Annotated in this window: 16 protein-coding genes, 2 pseudogenes and 1 riboswitch; of the genes and pseudogenes, 9 read left to right on the top strand and 9 right to left on the bottom strand. The window is 61.1% G+C overall.

Annotated features, from left to right (window positions below):
• Positions 1 to 100: 100 nt before the first annotated feature.
• Together ACJJVH_RS28715 and ACJJVH_RS28710 are read right to left on the bottom strand one after the other, a co-directional pair.
• Positions 101 to 280 (bottom strand): annotated as a pseudogene (locus tag ACJJVH_RS28715) (alcohol dehydrogenase catalytic domain-containing protein); the annotation flags it as partial.
• 40 nt (positions 281 to 320) lie between these two features.
• Entirely contained in the window at positions 321 to 1502 is a 1182-nt protein-coding gene (locus ACJJVH_RS28710; RefSeq protein ID WP_412066799.1) for an amidohydrolase, read from the bottom strand.
• Positions 1503 to 2007: 505 nt separating this feature from the next.
• On the opposite strand from ACJJVH_RS28710, the gene ACJJVH_RS28705 reads away from it, so the two are divergent.
• A complete protein-coding gene (locus ACJJVH_RS28705) occupies positions 2008 to 2706 on the top strand; it encodes a GntR family transcriptional regulator (protein ID WP_112795275.1) in 699 nt (232 codons plus the stop codon).
• Positions 2707 to 2745: 39 nt separating this feature from the next.
• Here the strand turns inward: ACJJVH_RS28705 and ACJJVH_RS28700 are convergent.
• Both ACJJVH_RS28700 and metE read right to left on the bottom strand, forming a co-directional pair.
• A pseudogene (locus tag ACJJVH_RS28700) lies at positions 2746 to 3246 on the bottom strand (methylenetetrahydrofolate reductase); the annotation flags it as partial.
• 159 nt (positions 3247 to 3405) lie between these two features.
• A complete protein-coding gene (metE, locus tag ACJJVH_RS28695; RefSeq protein ID WP_412066798.1) occupies positions 3406 to 5739 on the bottom strand; it encodes a 5-methyltetrahydropteroyltriglutamate--homocysteine S-methyltransferase in 2334 nt (777 codons plus the stop codon).
• A 99-nt stretch (positions 5740 to 5838) separates the two neighbouring features.
• Positions 5839 to 6054, bottom strand: a riboswitch (cobalamin riboswitch).
• A gap of 319 nt (positions 6055 to 6373) precedes the next feature.
• Between metE and ACJJVH_RS28690 the strand changes: the two genes are divergently transcribed.
• The 7 genes from ACJJVH_RS28690 to fhuB all read left to right on the top strand — a co-directional run bounded on the left by ACJJVH_RS28690 (position 6374) and on the right by fhuB (position 15586).
• Positions 6374 to 7570 (top strand): trans-sulfuration enzyme family protein, encoded by a 1197-nt coding sequence (locus ACJJVH_RS28690; protein ID WP_412066797.1) that lies wholly within the window; start codon positions 6374 to 6376, stop codon positions 7568 to 7570.
• A gap of 228 nt (positions 7571 to 7798) precedes the next feature.
• On the top strand, positions 7799 to 8359 hold the full coding sequence (locus ACJJVH_RS28685) for a GNAT family N-acetyltransferase (protein WP_412066796.1): 561 nt from the start codon (positions 7799 to 7801) through the stop codon (positions 8357 to 8359).
• Between the two features lie 165 nt (positions 8360 to 8524).
• On the top strand, positions 8525 to 9034 hold the full coding sequence (locus tag ACJJVH_RS28680) for a sigma-70 family RNA polymerase sigma factor (RefSeq protein WP_112795270.1): 510 nt from the start codon (positions 8525 to 8527) through the stop codon (positions 9032 to 9034).
• A gap of 100 nt (positions 9035 to 9134) precedes the next feature.
• Positions 9135 to 10067: a FecR family protein gene (locus ACJJVH_RS28675; protein ID WP_412066795.1), complete on the top strand. Its 933-nt coding sequence runs from the start codon at positions 9135 to 9137 to the stop codon at positions 10065 to 10067.
• Positions 10068 to 10188: 121 nt separating this feature from the next.
• Positions 10189 to 12660 (top strand): TonB-dependent siderophore receptor, encoded by a 2472-nt coding sequence (locus ACJJVH_RS28670; RefSeq protein ID WP_412066794.1) that lies wholly within the window; start codon positions 10189 to 10191, stop codon positions 12658 to 12660.
• A 66-nt stretch (positions 12661 to 12726) separates the two neighbouring features.
• The gene (locus ACJJVH_RS28665) at positions 12727 to 13596 is read left to right on the top strand and encodes an ABC transporter substrate-binding protein (protein ID WP_412066793.1); all 870 of its coding nucleotides are present in this window, start codon (positions 12727 to 12729) and stop codon (positions 13594 to 13596) included.
• Between the two features lie 4 nt (positions 13597 to 13600).
• Complete coding sequence (fhuB, locus tag ACJJVH_RS28660) at positions 13601 to 15586, top strand: Fe(3+)-hydroxamate ABC transporter permease FhuB (protein ID WP_412066792.1); 1986 nt, start codon at positions 13601 to 13603, stop codon at positions 15584 to 15586.
• Between the two features lie 108 nt (positions 15587 to 15694).
• On the opposite strand, the gene mce is transcribed toward fhuB, so the two are convergent.
• Genes mce through ACJJVH_RS28640 form a run of 4 tightly spaced genes read right to left on the bottom strand, consistent with a single transcriptional unit; the run spans position 15695 to position 21832 of the window.
• Complete coding sequence (gene mce / locus ACJJVH_RS28655) at positions 15695 to 16096, bottom strand: methylmalonyl-CoA epimerase (RefSeq protein WP_412066942.1); 402 nt, start codon at positions 16094 to 16096, stop codon at positions 15695 to 15697.
• A gap of 7 nt (positions 16097 to 16103) precedes the next feature.
• On the bottom strand, positions 16104 to 18239 hold the full coding sequence (scpA, locus tag ACJJVH_RS28650; protein WP_412066791.1) for a methylmalonyl-CoA mutase: 2136 nt from the start codon (positions 18237 to 18239) through the stop codon (positions 16104 to 16106).
• 12 nt (positions 18240 to 18251) lie between these two features.
• A complete protein-coding gene (locus ACJJVH_RS28645) occupies positions 18252 to 20288 on the bottom strand; it encodes an acetyl-CoA carboxylase biotin carboxylase subunit (protein WP_412066790.1) in 2037 nt (678 codons plus the stop codon).
• 11 nt (positions 20289 to 20299) lie between these two features.
• Positions 20300 to 21832 carry an acyl-CoA carboxylase subunit beta gene (locus ACJJVH_RS28640; RefSeq protein WP_113405415.1) on the bottom strand — a complete coding sequence of 511 codons (1533 nt, stop codon included), beginning with the start codon at positions 21830 to 21832 and terminating at the stop codon, positions 20300 to 20302.
• Between the two features lie 119 nt (positions 21833 to 21951).
• Between ACJJVH_RS28640 and ACJJVH_RS28635 the strand changes: the two genes are divergently transcribed.
• A complete protein-coding gene (locus tag ACJJVH_RS28635) occupies positions 21952 to 23352 on the top strand; it encodes a helix-turn-helix domain-containing protein (RefSeq protein WP_412066789.1) in 1401 nt (466 codons plus the stop codon).
• Between the two features lie 116 nt (positions 23353 to 23468).
• Here the strand turns inward: ACJJVH_RS28635 and ACJJVH_RS28630 are convergent, their stop codons facing one another.
• Positions 23469 to 24374, bottom strand: coding sequence for a DMT family transporter (locus ACJJVH_RS28630; RefSeq protein WP_412066788.1), 906 nt, complete (start codon positions 24372 to 24374; stop codon positions 23469 to 23471).
• Between the last annotated feature and the right edge of the window lie 3 nt (positions 24375 to 24377).

The raw sequence follows: 24377 nt of genomic DNA, 5'->3' as shown, positions 1-24377 counted from the left end.
GTATTTCAGGTCTTCATCGCCCAGGCTGGCGACAATACGGGCGAATGTTCCCGCCGTCTCGTCCTGCCCGAGTTTGAAGCGCGCCGAAACCGACAAGATGCGGGCGATTGCCCTCGATCACCGAAAGATCGGAATGGCAAAGGCCCGCTGCCGCCATTTTCACCAGCACCTCGCCCGGACCCGGGCCTTCCAGGTCCAGGATTTGCACATCAAGCGGCCTGCTTTTGCCATAGGGACGGGCAAGCCCCATTTCGTCGAGAACGGCTGCCTTGATCTTCATGGGATATCCTTTGCGGTCGAATCGAGCGAGCTGCAACCGCTCAGCCAAGGATATTGCGCGCGACGCGCATGAAAATAGTCGCGCCGACTCCGATCAATACATCCGGAAAGTCATAATCGGGGCTATGAAGGGCCGGGCATTCGGTTCCAGCTCCGAGAAAGAGCATCGCGGTAGGACCTGTCGAGCGAAAACGGCCGAAATCCTCGGAAGCAAGCATCGGCAGCGTGCCGGGACCGTGGGGTATGCCTTCGTCTTCCACGGCTCGCCTCAAATGGTCGGTAGCCTCGGGGCTATTTTCGCAATGCGGGAAAATATCATGATAGTCGATCTGCACCGCGAGACCTTCCTCCGCTGCGATTTCCCGCGCGAGCGTTTCGACGGACGAAGACAGAGCCTCCATCCGCGCATCGATCAGCGTTCGCAGCGTTGCCCAGACTTCCGCCGATCCGGGCGCTACTCCGAATGTGGGTTCGCCAAGCGTGGCGTGCGTCACGGTGATCATCGCGAAGTCGCGGTTCAGGCCCTTCTCGTTCCTGATCCCAGCCTCCGACATCCGCGCGAGCCCAGGCATCAATCGCGTCATGGCCAGCATCGGAGATTTGCCGGAACCCGGTGTCGATGCATGGGCGGTTCTGCCGGTCAATCGGATACGGATTCCGCGCGATGCGCAATTGACGGGTCCATCCGTCAATGCCGCAAAACCCAGCGCATGGCCGGGCGAATTATGCAGGGAGAAAGACATGCTCGGCCGGACCTCGGCAAAAAGAGGATCTTCGAGAACGGCCAGGGCGCCGGCGCCCGTCTCCTCCGCCGGCTGAAACAGCAATATGACCTTGCCCCTGGCCGGTTGCTTGCGCGCAAGACCCCGCGCCAGCGCCGCAAGGATCGCCATGTGGCCGTCGTGTCCGCACATGTGCCCCTTGCCGGGAACGCGCGAGGCGTAAGGCGGCGAACCTGTTTCCGCTATGGGCAGTGCATCGAGCTCGCATCGGAAAAGGATCGTCGGCCCCGGTTCGTTTCCGGCAAAAACCGCCGCCACGCCGGTCTTGCCGAGCGCGGTCACCACCCGATCCGGGTTCAGGGATGCGAGAAATGACACGACACGCTGCGCGGTCTCATGTTCCTCCCCCGAAATTTCCGGATGACGGTGAAGTTCGTGGCGGAACTGGATGAGTTCCGCCATGTCCTGTTCGGTCAGGAACGAAACGCTCGTATCAAGCATCAAGACCAGTCTCCCTATCTAGCCTGCCGGGCACCATGGATCATGGTTGCCGCCCGTTCAGTATATGGTCAACGAAATTCGCGCCATGGGCAATCGCATCCAGCGCAAAGCGCGACATGGACATTGCGATCCATCACCGGGCCGGGTCCGCCGTACGATCCGCTTCATGCCGGCGCCGATATTGGCTCCGCTCGGCCATTCGCCGGTATCGTCCACCTCGTCGATCGCGTCGCGCTGCAAATTCGGGGCTGATTCCCGCAGGACCGCCCATGGCAGGCGCGGCCCGGAGGCGGCGGACGGTGTGGAAATTGTTCGTTCTTGCAGCTGGCTTTGAGGCAACCGCCCGCACGCTATCGACGCATTCCCTTGACGATGAAAATCTTGCATACAACATTCGGAACGCAATAGATTATGATACCACATGCCGCATCAGGGCTGGACAGACGTGGACGGAAAAGGTACGTCCAGAGCTAAATCATTATTTTCTAAAGGCTAGGGGATCGATATGGCGGCAGGCTCCGACCCAGTTTCGAGCACATCGGGCGCATTTGTCAGCGAGTCCGGCCCGATCGCCCGCGTGTCCCTTCACGACGCGATCGTCAATCGCCTGCGCGACATGATCATCGAGGGTGAGCTGCAGCCGGGTTCGCGCATTCATGAGACCCAGATGGGCCAGCGGCTCGGCGTCTCCCGCACGCCGTTGCGCGAGGCGATAAAATTCCTGGCAAGCGAGGGGCTCGTGGAGCTCGTGCCGACCCGAGGAGCCATTGTGCGCCAGTTCAACGCCAAGGACATCAAGGACATGTTGCTTGTGCTCAGAACCCTTGAGAGCCTTGCGGGACGCATCGCCTGCGAGCGTGCGACCGACGAGCAGATCGCGCATATCCGATCCCTGCATGACCAGATGCTTGCCTATTATCGCGAGCGCAAGCGCATGGAATATTACAAGCTGAACCAGAACATCCACTCGGCCATCGTGGCGCTTTCCGACAACGAGCCGCTGGCCTATACCCACGGCATGCTGCAGGGACGCCTGAAGCGGGTGCGCTTCGTCGGGCATCAGGGCGAAGAGAACTGGGCCAAGGCGGTCCGCGAGCATGAAGAGATGATCGAAGCTTTCGAAGCGCGGGATGCCGATCGCCTGTCGAAGATCATCGAACGGCATCTGGCGGCCGCCTGGGAACGGGTCGAGGCGTTCGTGTGAAGGCAATACGCCCGCGGAAGCGGGTCGTGGCCGCTTAAGCCCAGCTCGTGCATTGCCGGCATTTGCTTGGGGAATATTTTCGATCGAAGCGGAAACCAGCGGCGAGCGGTTCATCGTATAGAGATGAAACTCGTGGATGCCGCGGCGCATCAGATCCCGGATCTGCTCGGCGGCGACATCGGCTGCAACCTTGGCCCGCTCCTCGGTATTGTCGTCCAGTCCCTCGAAACGCGCATCGAGCCAGCCGGCCGCCAGGAACTCGTCGATCATCCGGTGCGTGTCCTCGCGCGTCGCGCCGACACAGGTCAGATGCGACGCGGTCGTGAACGGCGTCTCATGGATCACCCGCCGCACGGCCGACAGCGTCGGCGCCTTGGTCGAGCCGCCTGCCCCATAGGTCACGGAGACGAACTCGGGCTCCCAGCCGCTCAGATCCGCAACCGTGTTCCACAATTGCTGCTCGGCCTCTTCCGACTTCGGCGGAAAGAACTCGAAGGAGATGCGCAGATCGCCGTTACGGCTTTCGGATCTCGAAGTCATGTCAAATTCCTCCATCACGAACAAGGAGAGGCTGGCAGCATTGACGGGATCGACTTGGGAGCCGGTCGGCAGCGTCGCTCGCAGAAGCCGCAACTTCCAAAGCGGATTGCCGGTTAACAAGATGGATGGTCCGGCGATTGGCCGGACCATCAGATCGCTTTACTGAGCGGCCTTGCGCAACTCGGCTGCAGCCTGCACCATATTGACGAGTGCCGGCCGGACCTCGTCCCACTTGCGGGTCTTCAGTCCGCAATCGGGATTGACCCAGAGCTGCCGGTCCTGCAGCCGCTGGCGTGCCAGCGACAAGAGCTCGGTCATCTCGCCGACTTCGGGGACACGCGGCGAATGGATGTCGTAGACACCTGGGCCGATTTCGTTCGGATACTTGAAGTTCCTGAAGGCATCGAGCAGTTCCATCTTCGACCGGGAAGTCTCGATGGAAATAACGTCGGCATCCATCGCAGCGATGGCGTCGATGATCTGATTGAACTCGGAGTAGCACATATGCGTGTGAATCTGGGTCTTATCGTCGACGCCGCTCGAGCAAATGCGGAAGCTTTCAACCGCCCAATCGAGATAGGTTTTCCAATCCTTGTGGCGAAGCGGAAGGCCTTCGCGAAGGGCCGCTTCATCGATCTGGATCATCTTGGCGCCCGCGGCTTCGAGATCGTTGACCTCGTCGCGGATGGCCAGCGCGATCTGCCGGCACGTCTCGCTGCGCGGAATATCGTCACGCACGAACGACCAGTTGAGAATCGTGACGGGACCGGTGAGCATGCCTTTGACGGGCTTGTCCGTGAGCGACTGCGAATACTGCCACCAGCGGACCGTCATCGGGTTCGGCCTGGAAACGTCGCCGAAGATGATCGGCGGACGGACATAGCGAGAGCCATAGCTCTGCACCCAGGCATGCTGGGTGAAGGCGAAGCCCGAGAGCTGCTCGCCGAAATACTGCACCATGTCGTTGCGCTCGAACTCGCCATGAACCAGCACGTCGAGGCCGATTTCCTCCTGCCAGCGAATGGTTGCCTCCGTTTCCTTGCGCAGGAAAGCTTCGTAGTCGACATAGCTCAGCGTACCCTTGGCATGCGCCGAACGGACCTTGCGAACCTCCGGCGTCTGAGGGAAGGAGCCGATCGTCGTCGTCGGGAAGAGCGGTAGCCTGATCGCTTCCGCCTGTGCTGCGCGCCGCACCGCAAACGCGCTTTTGCGCTGCCTCATGCCCGCATCGATGCCGGCGATGCGACCCCGCACCAGCGGATCGGTAACTTTCGGGGAAGAGGCGCGTGCGGCGATGGCTCTGGAGGCCGCGTCGACTTCGGCAGCGACGGCAGCCTTGCCCTCGGAAAGACCGCGACCCAGAATGGAGAGCTCCGAGAGCTTCTGCGTCGCGAATGCCAGCCAGCTCTTCAACTCGGCATCGAGCGCCGTCTCAAGCTCGAGATCGATCGGCACATGGAGCAGCGAGCACGAGGTCGCCACTTCCACTCCGCCGCCGCCGCGGGCAGCCACGACCGGCTGAAGGCGGTTGAGGATCGAGGCAAGGTCGGCCCGCCAGATGTTGCGTCCGTCGATAACGCCGAGCGACAGGACCTGATCCTTGCGAACGGCCTTCAAGACATCGTCGAGCTGCTCCGGAGCCCGCAGCAGATCGACATGCAGACCGGCGACCGGCAGGGCGGCAACGGCGGCAAGATTATCTGCCAGGCCGCCGAAATAGGTCGCCAGCATGATCTTCAGTTCCGGCACGGCCTGCGTCAGGGTCTTGTAGGTGACGGAAAGCGCGTGACGCTCGCCCTCGGTCAGGTCGAGGACGGAGATCGGCTCATCGATCTGCACCCAGTCGGCACCCGCAGCGGCGAGACGGCGCAGCAGCTCTTCATAGACCGGCAGCAGTTTCGGCAGCAGATCCAGCGGCTTGAAGATTGCCGAGCGCGCCTTGGCGAGCTTCAGGAAGGTAACAGGCCCCAGCACGACCGGGCGGGTGTGAATGCCCAGCGCCCTGGCTTCCAGGAAATGGTCGAGGGGCTTCTGCGAGGTCAGCGTGAATTCCTGCTCCTCGGAAACTTCGGGCACCATGTAGTGGTAGTTCGTGTCGAACCACTTGGTCATTTCGAGCGCCGGCACGCCGTGACCATGATGCGTATGGCCGCAATCGGCATGACCGTCGCCCTGGCTGCCGCGCGCCATGGCGAAGTAGGTTGACAGCAGGACGTCGCCGCCCGTCCAGCCGTAGACGGACGGGATGGCACCTACCATCACGGCCGTATCGAGCACATGGTCGTAGAAGGAGAAATCGTTGGAAGGGATGCGCGTGATCCCGCAGTCGCGCTGGAGAGACCAGTTTTCAGCCCGAAGCTTCCTGGCCGTCTCAAGTAATTCGGATTCTGCGATCTTGCCGGACCAGAAGCCTTCAAGCGCGAATTTCAGCTCGCGATGCCGGCCGATTCTCGGAAAGCCGAGCGATGCTACTGCAATGTTGTTCTGTGACACTGTCATACCCCATTGGTTTGAGGGGGCATGGGTAAAGCGGACGCGTGCAAATACGGTCCTTTCGGAACCGTCGCAGCAACCACCGGGACACCCCGCCCGTGGACGTTATCTTGTCCTGGCAGGTCTCCTGGCTCACGGGTTATCGCCTTTGTCCGTCTTCCCAAGGCTGGTCGCCTCAGTGACGTCGTGGACAGCGGCTCGCCGTTTACAGTTGCGGGGGCAGCCCCGGAATAACCGATTTCTCGGCTCACCGGATTCCCTCTTAGCTCCAAGGCAGACAAGCTGCCCCAGAGAACCATGACACGCGGATTCTTACCAACGGAGCGCCAAAGTCAAGTGGCATAAATAAATCTTTATATATTTATGTCAGGAATATTTTCTTATCCATCATCGATATCGCGATGGAGATTGGCTTTTCAAGCACGGTACATTTACCCGGGTCCTTCAGGAGCATCTACGGCAAGACCCCGACGCAGGTTCGCATCTCCGCCTCGCCGTCCCAGTTCATGCATGGATAATTCGGCTTGCTCATGAACTTGTAAGAAGTCAGTGTCATTTCGGTCTTCCGGGACATGATTGTCGTTATTGGCCGCGATTCAGGCTGCAGCCGTTCGGCAAAATCGAAAGGAATAATGTGGCAAACGAGCTTAATCGCAATCAGGCGGCCTTCGCGACCCGCGCCGTCCATGTCGGGCAGGAACCCGATCCCTTGACCGGCGCCGTCATTCCCCCCGTCTATCATGCAACGACCTTCGTTCAGGACGGCATCGGCCGCAGCAAAGGGTTCGACTATTCCCGCAGCGGCAACCCGACACGCAACATGCTGGAGCTTTGCCTCGCAGATCTCGAAGGTGCGGAGACCGCTCACGTCTTCCCGAGCGGCCTCTCGGCCGCGGCGACATTGCTTGAGGCTTTGCCGGCCGGCTCCTCGATCCTGGCGCATCACGACCTCTACGGCGGCGTCTACCGGCTGCTGGCAGACGTCAGGCCGGTGACGGCGGGCCACAGGATAAATTTCGTCGATTTCTCGGACATCGACGCCCTGAAGCAGGCAGTCGCGGCGCATCGGCCGAGCCTGCTCTGGTTCGAAACGCCGTCCAACCCGACGCTGCGTATCGTGGACCTGTCCGCCGTTGCCCGGATCGGCAACGAGGTGAATGCAATCACCGTCTGCGACAGCACGTTTTCCTCGCCCGCGGGCCAGCGTCCGATCGAGCACGGTATCCATGTCGTCGTGCACTCGGCAACGAAGATGCTCAACGGCCACTCCGATCTTCTGGGCGGTGTCGTCGCTGTTTCCGCCACCGCGCCGGCAGGGCTTGCCGAGCGGATAAAGTATCTGCAGAACGCTCTCGGCGCGGTGATGTCGCCGACGGACTGCGCCCTGCTTCACCGCTCACTGAAGACGCTGGAAATCCGCAGCGCGCGGCAATCCGCCTCGGCCCTGTCGCTCGCCACCAGCCTGCAGCGGCGAGCCGATGAATTGCGTCTCGACCGGGTCGTGTATCCCGGTTTGGAAAGCCATCCGCAGCATGCGCTGGCAGCCCGGCAGATGTTCAACTTCGGCTGCGTCATTTCCATCGAGCTCGCGGGCGATATCGTCCGCGTGGAACGCGTGCTGACGGCAACCCGCTATTTCCGCTTCGCCGTCAGCCTCGGAAGCGTCGAGAGCCTCATCCAGCACCCGGCATCGCTGACACATGCAGCCGTTCCGGAAGACCGAAGGTCCGCAACCGGAATCGGCCCGCAGCTCATCCGGCTTTCCATCGGCCTCGAAGACCCGGTCGATCTCGAGCAGGATTTGGTGCAGGCGCTCAAGATCCAATCCTAGGCAAATTTGCGGATGTCGGCCGCCTTCGCCTTTTCCGATTTGGCGTCTTCAAAAAAGCGGTCGACGGCTCCGAAGCGCCTCGATGCCGGCGGCTGAATGGCACCGCCGATCAAAAGAGCGCAATGATTTTCCGTCCGGAATTGCGTGAAAACAAAGAGATAGAGCGATTCCGTGAAATGCGGAACCGCTCATCCAGCCTGAATTCCCCATCTGAACGGGTTGAGGAGCATGGAATTTCAGTTTCAAAATCTTCGAGACGAATCCGCCCGTGGAACAGATGTTGCCTCTGAAATCCGGGAGTTCTGTCTTAAGATCATCAAGGATTTCTATGGCATTGATTATACGAAGGAGTGGCACGCCGATCTCGATTCCCTTTTGCTCGATGGCGACGGCAACTGGTTCTCTCGGGAAAACCGTGGCTCGTTCTATCATGTCCGCGACGGTTCCGGGGCGATCATAGCGACCGGAGGCGTCTACGACCTGAAGCGTAAACCTTCGACAGGCCAAAGGATCGCCAAGCGCTATAGCGATGACGCGGAAATTTGCCAGATCGTTCGGGTCTATCTCGATCCGGATTTTCGAGGAGCAGGCCTGGGCTCTCAAATCGCAACCCGTCTGGAGCGGGATGCCTTGAGCTTGGAATATGACGTCGCTTATCTGCATGCCGATGCCCAAGCGCCAAAGGCACTGAGCTTCTGGAAAAAGTGCGGCTACAGCGACTTCGGCAGTTTTTCCTATCCCTCCAAGACCGGCATGGATACGAGCGTCGACTTTGAAAAGCTCTTGTAGCCGGCAGGTTGCCGAAAGCCGCCGAGCCCCATCTGGGCGTGACGCGCATGTCATCGCCCGTCCGAAACCGCCAGAAACTGGATTATAATAATCCACTATTGCCAGCCCGACCTGCGCATACTATTGCTGTCGCGACGCGGACGAGGCGTCGCTCGGGACCTCTTCATGACAGACCACAACGATGAACTGTTGGCGATCTTTTCTGGTCATGAGACCCAACTGCGCCGCTATCTGCGCTCGAAAACGAAATCCCGCGAAGACGTCGACGATCTGTTTCAGGAAGCCTGGATCAAGCTCGCCAGGAACGGCGCGGCAGCCATTGCGGCTCCTATCCCCTATCTCATGCGCATTGCACGCACCCTTGCGCTCGATCACGGCAGAGCGGAGAGCCGCCGGCTCGGGAAGCGCGAGGTGGCCGATCTGCTGGAGGTTGCCGACCAGCGAGCGGGGCCGGAAAAGACCGCCCAGGATCGCGATCAGCTTCGTTGCCTGATGGAAATCATCAACGAACTTCCGGCGCGCCAAAGGCAGATGTTGACCGCCAGCCGGCTGCAGCAGCGCCCCCATGCCGAAATCGCCAAGGAATTCGACCTTTCGGTCCGTACCGTCGAACTGGAAATCCGCAAGGCTTGCGACTATTGCCGTCGGCGGCTGGACGACAAGAACAGAATTTGAGCGACCGGACCGGCGCGGCCTTTCGACTTTTCAATTTTCAAGCGTTAATAGCATGGGATGTACGCGCATCCATGAATTCATTTTGGCAAGGGATCGGGATTTGGACCAGGATATCGACGCTCTGAAAAAGGAAGCGACGACCTGGATCGTCCGGCTGACATCCGGCGACGCGACGGTTGCGGATGCGAATGCTCTTAAGCGCTGGCGCGCGCAAAGCCCGGCACATGAAAGCGCGTTCCAGGACGCGGCGCAGACCTGGAACAGGCTTGGGCCGGCGCTGAAAACGCAGCTGGCGCGGCCCCGCGCCGCCGTCACGAGACGGCGGTTCCTGGCCGCAGGCAGCCTCGCGGCTGGTTCGGCCGGCGCTGCATTCTGCCTGATGGAGCTTGGCATCATTCCTTCGATGGGCATGCTGCTTGCCGACTACACGACCGCGATCGGCGAACAACGCACCATCCGCATGCCCGACGGGTCGACTGCGGCGCTCGATGGCGGCACGGCATTGTCTGTGCGCTTCTCGCAAACAGAGCGGCAGGCAAGCCTTGTCGCGGGCGCCGCGGTCTTCGACGTCGCGCATGATTCTGCGCGGCCGTTCACCGTCTCGGCGGCAAACGGACGGACGATGGGTTCGGATGCATCCTTTGCCGTCAGCCTCGCAACGGACGAGGTCTCCGTGGAGTGTTTGCGCGGCCATGTCGGTGTCGAATGTCGTGGGCGTGACGACCTGATCCAGGGAGAAGCCGTCAACTATTCGGCAGACGGCCTGAGTGAAAAGACCAAGGCGGACATTGCCACCTCTGCCGCCTGGCGCAACGGACTGCTGGTGTTCAAGAACCGTACGGTCGCGGACGTCGTCTCGGATCTCAACCGGCATCGCCGTGGCAAGATCATTGTCGCCAACAGCTCCTTGCAGGCAAGGCGCATCTCGGGTGTCTTCCACCTCGACCGGCCGGAAGAGGTATTGTCGCATCTTGAGGCCACGCTGCATGCACGGCCCGTCAGCCTGCCCGGCAGCGTTGTCGTGCTCCTTTAAAATTATCTGCAAAAAAATCCGCGAAAAACCTGAATTGAATTTCGGGTTCGCGATTTGTGATCGTTTTCTTCAATGGGTGCCGCGGGAGAGTTTGCGCGGCTGATCGCATTGAGGGCGTTACATGTTGCAGTTTACCTATTGGCTCGGACGGGCGCGACTTTTCAATCGTTTTCACAGCCTTCCGGGCGGCACCGCCCTCGTCGCCGTTCTTGCGTCGGCCACTATCGCCTGCGCGCAGACGACGACAAGCTACTCCATCGCCGCGGGCAGCCTCGACGGCGCACTGACCAGTTTTGGCGCCTCCAGCGGCATCCAGGTCCTCTACAATGCGTCGATCACGAGCGGGCTGCGCACGGCCGGCGTGAGAGGCAAGCTCTCGCCTCAAGCCGCGCTCACAAGGCTGCTGGCCGGTACGGGACTGAGCTTCCGGTTTACCGGCGCGACCAAAGTGACCATCAGTGCAGGTGCCGGCGGGGATGCGGCGGACACCAGCGACGGGGCGACCGCGCTGGCGCCGATCACCGTCCATGGAAGCGGCGACGGCACGGTTGGCTATGTGGCGACGCAGAGCGCTGCTGGAACAAAGACGAATACGCCGATCATCGAGACGCCGCAGGCCATTTCCGTCGTCACGCGCAAGCAGATGGATGCCCAGGGCGCTCAAAGCGTTGCTCAGGCGCTCAGCTACAGTTCCGGCGTCGTCGCCGAGCAGCGTGGCGTCAACATGTCCGGCTTCGAGTATTTGACCGGCCGGGGCTTCCAGATGGAAAAATATCTCGACGGCCTGCGTCTGCCCAACATTGCCTACAACCTGCCATCCTACGAGCCCTACGATCTCGACCGCATCGAGATACTGCACGGCCCCGCGTCGGTGCTCTACGGACAGACCTATCCCGGCGGAATCGTCAATCTCGTCAGCAAGAAGCCGACACAGGATGCTTTCGGCGAGGTGCAGGCGACTGTCGGCAGCCACAACTATGCCGGAACGGCCTTCGATTTCGGCGGCCCCGCGCCATCCACCGATGCATTCCTCTATCGTCTGACCGGCACCTTCCGGAACAGCGACACACAGGTCGACGGCACCAAGGAACGCCGATTTTCCATTGCCCCTGCATTTACCTGGCAACCCGATGCGGACACCACGCTGACGTTGCTGTCCAGCTACCAGGATGATCCGGAGGCAGGCTATTATAATTTCGTGCCGGCGCTCGGCACCGTGCTTGCCAATCCGAACGGCAGGATTTCCTCCTCGCTTAATCCCGGAGAACCCGGATTTGATCGTCACTCGCGCGAGGAATACAATATCGGCTATCAGTTCGAGCACCGGTTCGACGACACATGGACGATACGCTCCAATCTCCGTTACACTCACCTCAAGGACGATCTTCAGAACGTCTTTGCCAACGGGTTTGCGGCCGACGGCCGGACGCTTAACCGCTACTCCTTCTTCAATGACGAAAGTCTCGGCCAGCTTACGACTGACAATCAGGTCGAGGCCGATTTCGATACAGGCGCGCTTTCGCACAAGGCGATCGTCGGCCTCGACTACCAGCGCGTCAATTACCGGGAACTCTACGGTTCGAATTTCTTCACCACTCCGGGCCTGGATGCCTATGACCCGAACTATGGTGCCGATATCGCCAGGCCGGCCGCCACGGGCAGCGACGATGCCGTCATGAACCAGCTCGGCGCCTATGGCCAGGATCAGATCAGTTTCGAGAACTGGCGCTTCATGGTGTCAGGCCGCCAGGACTGGACGAACTCCCGTGATTACGACCGGATCAACGATACGGACACCAGGCAATCCGACCGTGCCTTTACCTGGCGGGCGGGCCTCGTCTACCTCTTCGACAATGGTCTGGCGCCCTATGCCAGCTATGCGACCTCCTTCCAGCCGCAGATCGGCCAGAGCTATTCCGGAGCCGCATTCAAACCGACCAAAGGCGAGCAATACGAAGTCGGCCTGAAATATCAGCCGACTGGCTTCAACAGCTTTGCGACCGTCTCCCTCTTCAACCTGACGCAACAGAACGTCCTGACGGCCGATCCCATCCATGCCAACTTCAGTGTCCAGAGCGGCGAAATCCGCTCGCGCGGAGCCGAACTGGAACTGCATGCGAGCCTCACCGACAATCTCGATCTCGTCGCCGCCTATACCTATCTGGACAATGTCGTGACGAAAGCCAACGAGACGGATTCGGCTTACAACATCGACGTCGGCAAGCATCCGTCCGGAATCCCCAGCAATGCTGCGTCGCTATGGGGGAACTACACCTTCGACAACGGGCCTCTCGCCGGCCTCAGCCTCGGCGGCGGCATACGCTATGTCGGTTGGACCTATGGCACCAACAACAACGTCTGGGGATTGAGCGGCTACGAGAACACGCCGTCCAAGGTGCCGAGCTACACCTTGTTCGACGCGTCGGTGAAGTATGATTTCGGCGCCAGAAATCCGAAGCTGCAGGGACTTCAGCTGGCGGTGACGGGGCGCAATCTCTTCAACCGAAACTATGTCGCCTATTGCCAGAGCGCCGCCGCCTGCCAATACGGCACCGGCCGGACCGTGCTGGCGACCTTGAGTTATCGCTGGTAAGCCGCGTTGCACGGTGTCCCGGAGCAGGAAGGTGCCGAAGCCGGAAAAGAGACCGGGCGCCGTGTCGTGGCAGCCAGCCGGCGCAGCGTGCTGAAGCTTGCCGGCGGCGGGGCACTTGCCTGCCTTTTCAACGGCGCTGGTCTCGCCGCAAGCCAGCGCGTCGTCGCCCTCGACTGGGGCGCGGCGGAAACGATGATCGCCATGGCCAGTCCGCCAACGGGTCTGGCCGAGCGCGACGCCTACAACAAGGTTGTTGCCGATGCACAATGCGCGCGGCTCGAAACAGTCGATGTCGGGCTGCGGCTGGCGCCGAATGCCGAGGCGCTTTACGCGCTCAAGCCAAGCCTGATCGTAATCAACTCGGCCCAGGCCTATATGCGCTCGTCACTCGAGCGCTTTGCCCCGGTGCACACATTTACGATCTACGGGACTGAGGACGAGCCCCTTGCCATGGCCGAACAGGCGACGTCGCTGCTTGGTAAGGCGATGGCCGCGCAGGAGCAGGCGGCCGAGCTGCGCGGAACGACCGCGGCCGCTCTCCAGCAGCTGCGCCGGTCCCTGGCGGGCAAGACACAGCGGCCGGTCTTCGTCGTTCAACTGCAGGACGAACACCATGCGGCGGTCTTCGGCAAGGGTAGTCTTGTCCAGGGAGTTCTGGATCGGATCGGCATCAGCAATGCCTGGACGGGCAAGGCTGATTTCTGGGGACTGTCGGTCGTAGGGCTGGAAGCCTTCGCCGCCGTTCCCGAGGCAATCCTGATTTATTTCGCCCTCCCCCAAGTCGATGTGGCCTCCATCAGATCCGGATTCTTCTGGCAAAACCTGCCGCAAGTCCGCGCCCAGCGAGCCGTGTCACTGCCTTCGCTATGGGCTTATGGCGGCCTGCCCTCGGCCACAAGAATTGCCGCCGCGATCGCCGCGGCCGTCGACAGGTAAACGGATGAGACAGATCCTTGCTCTGAAAGGCCATATTCCAGCCATTGGCCTCATCGTGCTGGCGGCGGCACTGTCGTTATGCGGGCTCGAACGGGAGCTGCCGCTTGCGCTGTGGCAACGCGCGCTCACGCATCCCGACTTCACCGATCCTCGACAGCTCGTTGCCCTTTACAGCCAGTTGCCGCGGGCGCTCACGGCCATTCTTGCCGGCATGGCCCTTGCTCTTGCGGGCGTCGTATTTCAGCAGATCGCACGCAATCCATTGGCCGAGCCAGCAACACTCGGCACCTCGGCGGGCGCTTATCTGGCGCTTACAGTCGGCACGGTCCTGTTTCCGGGCCTTTTCGGCGTGAGCCGTGAATTGACGGCTCTTGCCGGAGGCGCGGCTGCGACCTTGCTGGTCTTTGCCCTTTCCTGGCGGCGAGGCCTTGCTCCGGGGGCGTTGATCCTTGCCGGCCTCATCGTCAGCTTCATCTGCGGATCTGTGAGTTCCGTGCTGCTCCTTTATGCCAATCCCTATGACCTTTCCCTTTATCTGTGGGGAGGCGGCTCGCTCAGCCAGAACGACTGGAGCACGGTCGTGACGCTTCTACCGCGTCTCGCCTGCTGCGCTGCAGCCCTCGGCGTGCTCGCTCGCCCCTTGACGCTGCTCGGGCTTGATGACGCGGCGGCGCGCAGCATCGGCCTGCCTGTAATCTGGACTCGGCTGGCGGGGCTCGTGATCGCGGTCTATCTCTCCGTTTCCGTGGTCTGCACGGTCGGCATCATAGGCTTCATCGGTCTGATCGCCCCCGCGATGGCACGCTTCGCCGGCGCAAGGACATTGCGCCAACAGATCGTTTACGCGCCCATGATCGGCGCCGGTCTGCTGTGGTCGACGGATCAATGCCTTCTGCTCGGTACCGGCGGCGGACGGGAATGGCTCCCGGCCGGAGCCGCGACCGCGCTGATCGGCGCGCCGGTTCTGCTTGCCATGCTTTTGCGCGGCTCGCTTCCGGCCGATCCGCCAGGTCCGGGCATCAACATGACGGCGCGCAGCAGGCGCCCCTGGGCAATCGTCCTCGGCGCCGTGGGCCTGCTGACGATACTGGCAATGATCGCGCTGGACCTGGGGAAAGGCGTCGGCGGCTGGTACTGGGCAAGTCCGGAGCAGCTGGACGGCCTTGTTGCCTGGCGCGGCCCCCGCGCAACCGGCACGGCGGCGGCCGGTGCCATGCTCGCACTTTCAGGCGCCATCCTCCAGCGCATCACAGGTAACGATCTGGCCAGTCCGGAAATCCTCGGTCTTGGCGGCGGGGCGACCTTGGCGCTTGTCATCCTTGCGCTTGTTGCTCCAGCTGCCGGAGCCGGATGGCAGTTTGCCGCGATGTGCGGCGGCGCCGGCGCGGTCACTGCGGCCCTTCTGGCGCTTGGACGCAGCACGAGCTTCAGCTCGGATCGGTTTCTGATCAGCGGCGTCGCCATCGCGGCGCTAACAAACGCCATCGTCGTCGCTGCGCTTGCCACCGGGGCGCCGCCGTTACAGAACCTGAAACTATGGATGGCCGGTTCGACCGGTCAGGTCAGTGCCGGGCAGGCGCTGACGGGCCTCGCTCTGGCGCTTGCCTTCCTCGCCGTCGTGCCGCTGCTGCGGCGTTGGCTAGACCTCCTGCCGCTAGGGCATGCGGCGGCCCGGGCCGCGGGACTTCATGCACAGCGGGCGCTGTTCATGCTGGTTCTCCTCGCTGCGGCACTGGCCGCAGCCGCCACGCTCATCGTCGGGCCGCTCGCTTTCGTCGGCCTGATGGCACCCCGGCTCGCCGCGCATTGGGGCATTCGGCAACCGACGGCGCAGCTCTTCGGCGCGGCAGCCATCGGTGCCGTCATCATGCTCGCCGCCGATTGGCTGGGCCGAACGCTGCTCTTCCCTTACGAAATGCCTGCCGGATTGATGGCTTCCCTGATCGGTGCGCCATTCTTCATCTGGATATTGTGGGCACGAAAGAGCTGACGCTGCGAGGCGGGAAACCTCCACACACAGGGGGTGCGGAATAGCGACAGCGAACGGCAAATCCGGCGCGAACGCGGCGCCTTCCCATGTCGGCTCGAGCGAAACGGATTATGTTTGTTCGAACTCCACGAGCGCACCCTGGAAGTCCTTGGGATGGCCAAAGATCACCGGCTTGCCATGCGCGCCGATTTTGGGTCTGCCGTCTCCCAGAACGCGCGCGCCGATCTCGGTGATCCTGCTCTGTGCGGCGTCGATATCCGCCACCTCGAAGCAGAGGTGGTGAATACCGCCCGCCGGGTTCTTGCTTAGAAAGCTTGCGATCGGAGAGTCGTCGCCCAGCGGATAAAGCAGTTCAATTTTGGTATTGCGCAACTTGATGAAAACGACGGTTACGCCATGTTCCGGCAGATCCTGCGCCTCGGAAACATCTGCTCCGAGCGAACGGTACTGGGCAGCTGCCGTTTCCAGATCAGGAACGGCGATCGCCACATGATTGAGCGAACTTATCATCCAATCCTCACTGGTTGCGGCGCTTGCCTTCGAGAAGGTCGATGACGGCATTTGCCGCATCGAGAACATTGGTGCCCGGCCCAAAGACGGCCGAAACGCCATTCTCCATCAGAAACTCATAGTCCTGGCGTGGTATGACCCCGCCAACGACGACGATCACATCACTGGCGCCCTTCGCTTTCAGCGCTTCGACCAGTTGCGGCGCAAGCGTCTTGTGGCCTGCCGCGAGCGACGACATTCCCACGACCTGAACCCCGTTTTGCACCGCCATCTCCGCCGCTTCGTCAGGCGTCTGGAACAACGGGCCGGCCAGCACGTCAAACCCGATATCCCCGAAGGCAGAGGCGATGATCTTCGCGCCCCGATCGTGACCATCCTGGCCGAGCTTCGCCACCATGATCTTCGGCTTCCTGCTGTGCAAGGATGCATAGTCGGAAAGCCGGCTGGTCAGCGTCCTGTATTCCGGATCGTTCTCATAGGCCGGGCCGTAAATATCGCCGACGACTTCCGGCACGGCGGCATGATCGCCGAAGGACTCGCGCATGGCGTCGGAGATTTCGCCGACGGTTGCCCGCGCGCGCGCCGCCTCGACTGCCGCCTCGAGCAGATTGCCCGCGCCGGTGCGCGCGACCTCGGCCAGCCTGGCTAGCGCCTGCTCCACGGTCTCCGGGTCGCGCTGGCGCCGGGTCTTTTCCAGCCGCGCGATTTGCGACTTGCGCACCGCGGTATTGTCGATCGCCAGAATGTCGATTGGATCTTCGTTTTCCAGACGATACTTGTTGACGCCGACGATGATTTCTTCGCCCCGATCGACCTTCGCCTGGCGCAATGTCGCGGCTTGCTCGATCAGGCGCTTCGGCAGGCCGTCCGCCACCGCCGCGGTCATGCCGCCCATCGCCTCGACCTCTTCGATCAGCGCCCAGGCCTTTTCCGCCAGCTCGTTCGTCAGGGTTTCCACGTAGTAGGAGCCTGCAAGCGGATCGACCACCTTGGTCACGCCCGTCTCGTGCTGAAGAATGAGCTGGGTGTTGCGCGCGATGCGGGCGGAAAACTCCGTCGGAAGGGCGATTGCTTCGTCCAGCGCATTGGTATGCAGCGACTGCGTGCCGCCGAGCACGGCCGACAACGCCTCGTAGGCGGTACGGATGATATTGTTGTAGGGGTCCTGCTCCTGCAGCGACACGCCCGAAGTCTGGCAATGGGTGCGCAGCATCAGCGAGCCGGCCTTCTTCGGCTCGAACTCTTCCATGATGCGGGTCCACAGAAGGCGCGCGGCGCGCAGCTTGGCGGCTTCCATGAAGAAGTTCATGCCGATCGCGAAGAAAAAGGACAGCCGACCGGCGAAATCATCGACATTCAGCCCCTTGGCGAGGGCGGCCCGCACATATTCGCGGCCGTCGGCCAGGGTGAAGGCCAGTTCCTGCACCAGCGTCGCCCCGGCTTCCTGCATATGATAACCGGAAATCGAGATCGAATTGAAGCGCGGCATTTCCTTTGCCGTGTACTCGATGATGTCGGCAATAATGCGCATCGAGGGCGCCGGAGGGTAGATGTAGGTGTTGCGGACCATGAACTCCTTGAGGATGTCGTTCTGGATAGTCCCGGACAGTTCGGCGCGCGAGACGCCCTGCTCCTCGCCGGCAACGATGAAGTTGGCGAGGATCGGGATGACCGCACCGTTCATCGTCATGGAAACGGACATTTCCTTCAGCGGAATGCCATCGAAGAGGATCTTCATGTCCTCGACGCTGTCGATCGCCACGCCCGCCTTGCCGACATCGCCCTCCACGCGCGGATGGTCGCTGTCATAGCCGCGGTGGGTCGCAAGGTCGAATGCGACCGACAGACCCTTCTGGCCGGCCGCGAGATTGCGGCGGTAGAAGGCGTTGGACTCTTCAGCCGTGGAAAAGCCGGCATACTGGCGGATCGTCCACGGGCGGCCGGCATACATGGTGGCGCGCGGCCCGCGCACGAAGGGTTTCATTCCAGGCATCGTATCCAGATGCCCAATACCCTCAAGATCGTGGGCGGTATAAACGGGCTTTACGTCGATGCCCTCGGGCGTGCGCCAGGTGAGGGCCTCGGTTGAGCCTTTCAACTCACGCTCAGCCATCGATCGCCATACTTCGAGCTTGTCATCCATACTGCTGCCCCGTTACTCGAATTCCATGATCAGCTCGTCCACGGCCAGGCTTTGGCCGCTGGTTGCGACCACTCGCTTCACGATCGCCTGCCGCTCGGCCTTGAGAGAATTTTCCATCTTCATGGCTTCGACCGTCGCCAATGTCTGGCCGGCCTCGACCTTATCGCCGACCTTGACCGTCACCACAGTCAGAACGCCGGGCATCGGGCACAGGAGCATCTTCGACGTATCCGGCGGCAGTTTCACCGGCATGTGTCGAGCCAGCTCCGCAACACGCTGGCTGCGCACCCGTGCTGCGATGTCGATGCCGGCCCAGCGCAACCGGATGCAGCTGCCAATAAGGTCGATTTTCACCCCGATCGTTCGGCGGGCGGCGAGATCCGGTGCGTCAATCGTGAAGAGCGCATGGCGCTGCCCGGGCACCCAGGAACCGATCACGCTGAGGTTCGGACCGTTTTCGAACAGAGCGACGGTTTTTCCTTCTTCGGTGCGAAGCGTAACCGCTTCCTCGATGGATCCAAGCTTTACAACCCATTTCGATCCGACAACCCGCCGGTGGTTACCGACTGTGCCGGAGATCGTCGAGGCGCGCTCCTGGACATTTCGATGAACTATGGCGGCAACCGCGGCAAGCAGCCGGACAGCGGCGGCATCCGGCTCGACCCCATGGAAACCGTCGGGGAACTCCTCCGCGATATAGGCGGTCGTCAGCCGTCCTTCCCGGAAACGTTCCTGCTGCATGACGGCGGAAAGGAAGGGCAGGTTATGGCCGATGCCCTCGACCTCGAAATCGTCGAGCGCGCGGGCCATGGCATCGACAGCGGCCAGACGCGCGCCAGCACCCTCGCCGGGCGCCCAGGCGCAGAGCTTGGCGACCATGGGATCGTAATACATCGATATCTCGCCGCCCTCATAGACGCCGGTGTCGTTGCGGACGATGGAGCCATCGGCGGCCTCGCCTTCTTCCGGCGGGCGGTAGCGCGTCAGGCGGCCGATCGAGGGCAGGAAATTGCGATAGGGATCTTCGGCGTAAAGCCGGCTTTCGATCGCCCAGCCGTTAAGCTTCACATCGTCCTGCGCGAAGGATAGTTTTTCGCCGGCGGCGATGCGGATCATCTGCTCGACGAGATCGATACCGGTGATGAGCTCAGTCACGGGATGTTCGACCTGCAGGCGGGTGTTCATTTCGAGAAAATAGAAGTTTTTCTCGCCGTCGACGATGAATTCCACCGTGCCGGCGGAGTGATAACCGACCGCCTTGGCGAGCGCGACGGCCTGCTCGCCCATGGCCTTTCGGGTTTCCGGATCAAGGAAAGGTGAAGGCGCTTCCTCTATGACCTTCTGGTTCCGCCGCTGGATCGAGCATTCACGCTCACCGAGATAGAGCGTCGTGCCATGCTTGTCTCCCAGCACCTGGATTTCGATATGGCGCGGCTGCGTCACGAATTTTTCGATGAAGATGCGATCGTCGCCAAAGGAGGATTTCGCCTCGTTCTTCGACGATTGAAAGCCTTCGCGCGCCTCCTGGTCGTTCCAGGCGATGCGCATGCCCTTGCCGCCGCCGCCGGCCGAGGCCTTGATCATTACGGGATAGCCGATGGAAGAGGCGATCCTCACGGCCTCGTCGGCGTTCTCGATCAGGCCCATATGGCCGGGCACGGTGTTGACGCCGGCTTCAGCCGCGATCTTCTTCGACGTGATCTTGTCGCCCATCGCCTCGATCGCGGCGACCCCGGGGCCGATAAACGCGACGCCTTCCGCCTCAAGTGCGGCCGCAAACGCTGAATTCTCGGAGAGGAAACCGTAACCCGGATGAACCGCGTCAGCGCCGGTCTGACGGATTGCGCCGATAATCTTTTCGAGAACGATGTACGATTGGCTCGAGGGTGCCGGCCCGAGACGAACGGCCTCGTCAGCCATTTTCACATGCAGGGCGTCACGGTCGGCGTCCGAATAAACCGCGACGGTTGCAATTCCCATTTTCTTCGCGGTCTTGATGACCCGGCAGGCGATTTCGCCGCGATTGGCGATGAGGATTTTCTTGATCATGGATTCATTCCTCACAGCGGGATCGTGTCGTGCTTTTTCCAATGCGCCGTCGCCTGTTTGTTGCGCAGGGACGCAAAGGCTCTCGCGATGCGGCGGCGGGACGAGTGCGGCATGATCACTTCATCGATGAAGCCCCGCTCGGCGGCCACGAAGGGGTTGGCGAAACGTTCCTCATACCCTTTCGTGCGCGCGGCGATCTTGTCCGGGTCGCCAAGCTCCGACCGATAGAGGATTTCGGTGGCGCCCTTGGCCCCCATGACCGCGATCTCCGCCGTCGGCCAGGCATAGTTGATGTCGGCGCCGATGTGCTTGGAGGCCATGACGTCGTAGGCGCCCCCATAGGCCTTGCGGGTGATGAGCGTCACCATCGGGACCGTCGCCTGGCTGTAGGCGAAGAGCAGCTTGGCGCCGTGCTTGATGACGCCGCCGTATTCCTGGGCGACACCCGGCAGGAAGCCGGGAACGTCGACCAGGGTCAGAATTGGAATATTGAAGGCGTCGCAGAAGCGAACGAAGCGCGCCGCCTTGCGAGAGCTATCGATGTCAAGGCAGCCCGCCAGTACCATCGGCTGGTTGGCAACGACACCGACCGTTTGCCCCTCGAGCCTGATAAAGCCCGTGACGATGTTCTTTGCAAAAGCTTCCTGAAGCTCGAAGAAATCGCCCTCGTCGGCAATCGCAAGGATCAGCTCCTTCATGTCGTAGGGCTTGGCCGAGCTGTCGGGGATCAGGCTGTCGAGGCGGGAAACAAGCCGAGCCGGATCGTCGTGGAAGGGGCGGACCGGCGGTCTTTCGCGATTGTTGAGCGGCAGAAAATCGAAGAGCAGGCGAACATGCTCCAGCGTTTCGATATCGTTTTCATAGGCCGCATCGGCGACCGAAGATTTCCTTGTGTGGGTTGATGCACCACCGAGTTCCTCTGCGGTGACGATCTCGTTGGTCACCGTCTTCACCACATCCGGACCGGTGACGAACATATACGAGCTGTCCCGCACCATGAAGATAAAGTCGGTCATGGCGGGAGAATAGACCGCGCCGCCGGCGCATGGTCCCATGATGACGGAAATCTGGGGAATAACGCCCGATGCGTCGACATTGCGCTTAAACACGTCGGCATAGCCCGCCAGCGAGGCGACCCCTTCCTGAATGCGCGCGCCGCCGGAATCGTTGAGACCGATCACCGGTGCGCCGACCTTGACCGCCATGTCCATGATCTTGCAGATTTTCTGGGCGTGAGTTTCGGACAAGGAGCCACCCAGCACCGTGAAATCCTGGCTAAAGACATAGACCTGCCGGCCATTGATGGTGCCCCAGCCGGTAACGACGCCATCGCCGGCAATCTTTTGGTCGGCCATTCCGAAATCGGTGCAGCGATGGGTGACGTACATGTCGAACTCTTCGAACGAGCCTTCATCCAGAAGGACTTCGATCCGTTCGCGCGCAGTCAGTTTTCCCTTGGCGTGCTGAGCATCGATACGCCGCTGCCCTCCGCCGAGCCGTGCCTCGCTCCGCCGCTTTTCAACTTCCGCCAATATCGCCCGCATAGCTCTTCTCCTGCTTTCGCCATATCTGGCTAGCTGCATTCATTCGAGAAGAAAACACTTGAGAATGCGCTTAGGTGAAACTATCAAAATTGAGAAAGTGAAATTGGGGATTTGTGAAAATGGCGACAGGCAAGCTGTTCATCGGCCGCAAGGTGCGCGAACTCAGATTGAGCACAAACGCCACACAAGTTCAGTTCGCCGAACGGCTCGGCATATCCACGAGTTACCTCAACCACATTGAGAGCAATCAGCGCCCGGTCTCCGCCACCGTTCTCATTGCTCTCATGGACAAGTTCAAGATGGACTTCTCCGAGCTTGCGAGCGGGGAAACCGACAGGCTGCTCTCGGCACTGTCGGAAACCCTTGATGACCCGATATTCGAGGGATATTCGCCGAGTCTGCAGGAGCTGAAGCTCATAACTCACAATGCGCCGGGGTTTGCCCATGCCCTGATCGCCTGTCACCAGGCCTATCGAACCAATAGCGAGCAATTGGTAAGCCTCGACCGGGAGGTGGGCCGCGGGCTGAACGAAGTCACGCCATACGAGGAGGTGCGCGACTTCTTCCATTTCGTCGACAATTATATTCACGATATCGATGTCGCCGCGGAGGCCTTGGCCAAGAGTTTGAACTTGTTGGCCGATCCGCGCTCGAAGCTCATGCATTGGCTTGAAAACGAATATAAAATGAACATCGGCTTCGGCCCCGCCGATGCGCCTTTACGTGACCTAGACCATGAGCACCGCAGGATTACGCTCAACGGTTTCGCCGCACCGCAGACCCAGACGTTTCAGCTGGCTGTCGCGCTGGCACAGCTGGCGGTTCAGGACTCGATCACGACCATCATCGAAAGCGCGAGCTTCCGCACGCAGGAAGCCAGAGACATCTGTCGCGTCGGGCTGCACAATTACTTCGCCGGCGCCCTGTTGATGCCTTACGGCGATTTCCTTGAATCCGCCCGGCTGTTACGCCACGATATCGAGCTGCTCGCATTGAAGTTCGGCACGTCTCTGGAGCAGGTCTGCCACCGGCTCTCCACGCTCCAACGTCCTAATAACAAAGGCATTCCCATTTTCTTCGCGCGCATCGATCGCGCCGGCAACATCACGAAACGGCACAGCGCGACGAAATTGCAATTTGCCCGCTTCGGAGCTGCCTGCCCCCTTTGGAACGCGCATCAGGCATTCGAAACACCAGGGCGAATACTACGCCAGCTTGCGGAAACCCCTGACGGCGTGCGCTACCTTTCCATCGCCACCCAGGTCGGCAAAGGCGTGGTGGGCTTTCACGCAGACCGGCCCGTCTACGCCTTGGCGCTGGGATGCGAGTCGACCTATGCAGACGCATTCGTGTATGCGGACGGCTTGAATCTGTCGGACCGCAGCGATTTCGAGCCAATAGGAATTTCCTGCCGCATCTGCGAACGTACAAATTGCGCCAGCCGCACGATGCCACCGCTCAAACGTCGCCTGAGCGTGAATCACGGCAGGCGCGGTCTCCTTGCCTATGAGCTGAAATAGCCGGGCGGCGAACACGGCCGCTGCCATCAACCATGGCAACGTCGTGGAAGCGCTTGCCCCGTCGCGCCATCGCTGTTTCAGGCTTGCGAAAGTAAGACCTGCATTGGCAAAACCGGTTAGTCCCCGCGAGCAATCAATATTCCGAATATGACAATCATTCCGCCGATCGCCTGCATGAGGCCAAGGGGTTCGGTCAGGAAAACCCAAGCCAGAAGCGCTGCCACAACCGGCTGAAGCATAAGCGTGAGCGATGAAAACGACGGCGCCAAATAAGCGAGCGCATAGGCGATCATGCTTTGGCCGGCAGCATGTGTCATCCATGCCAGCGCGGCGAGTATGAGCCAGCCGTGGATTGTCATCGGCAAGATTCTACCTTCCATGAAATAGGCCACTGGAAGGGAGATGGCAGCTGCGGTCGCAGTGCTCCACAGCATGATGCATCTGGTCGAAAAGCGGCTGCGCAGACGTCCAACCAAGAGAATATATCCCGCGTAGAAGACGGCTGAGAGAAGCGCGATGCCATCGCCCGCCGACTGCTCGTGCACTATCTCGCCCACACCACCTTTCAGAACAACGACACCGGCGATGGCGATTGCCAGTCCGGCAATGAGCCTGCCGCTAATTCGCATCCTGAATAGGAGCCATGCTCCAATGCTGACGAAAATCGGCGCCAGATTCATGAGCAAGGTCGCATTCGCCACGGACGTCAAATGCAGCGAGAAATGCCATGCGCCGAGATCGGCAGCGATGAAAATTCCCGGCAAAATGAGTTGAAGGCAATTTATCAGGTTGAACGGCGAGCGCTCCTGGAGCTTCCGGCGTTCACCGGCACCAAACATGAAAAGAGGGAACATGGCCAACGCCAGGCGCCAGAAACTGGTGGCGATGGGCCCTACTTCAGACAAGCGTACGAATATCGGGGAACTGCCGATAGCGATGCCTCCGGCGATCAGCATCGTCATGGCCCACCGCTGGTGCTGCGCCTGCGGCGGGATAGTGCCTGAAATAGACGGCTTCGGCATTCT

Origin of the sequence: Rhizobium sp. SYY.PMSO (assembly GCF_046840415.1) — a bacterium.
In the GTDB taxonomy this organism is placed as follows: Bacteria; Pseudomonadota; Alphaproteobacteria; order Rhizobiales; family Rhizobiaceae; genus Rhizobium.
Note: the sequence above shows the minus strand (reverse complement) of the source record. Positions and strands in the feature narration are given on the sequence as shown.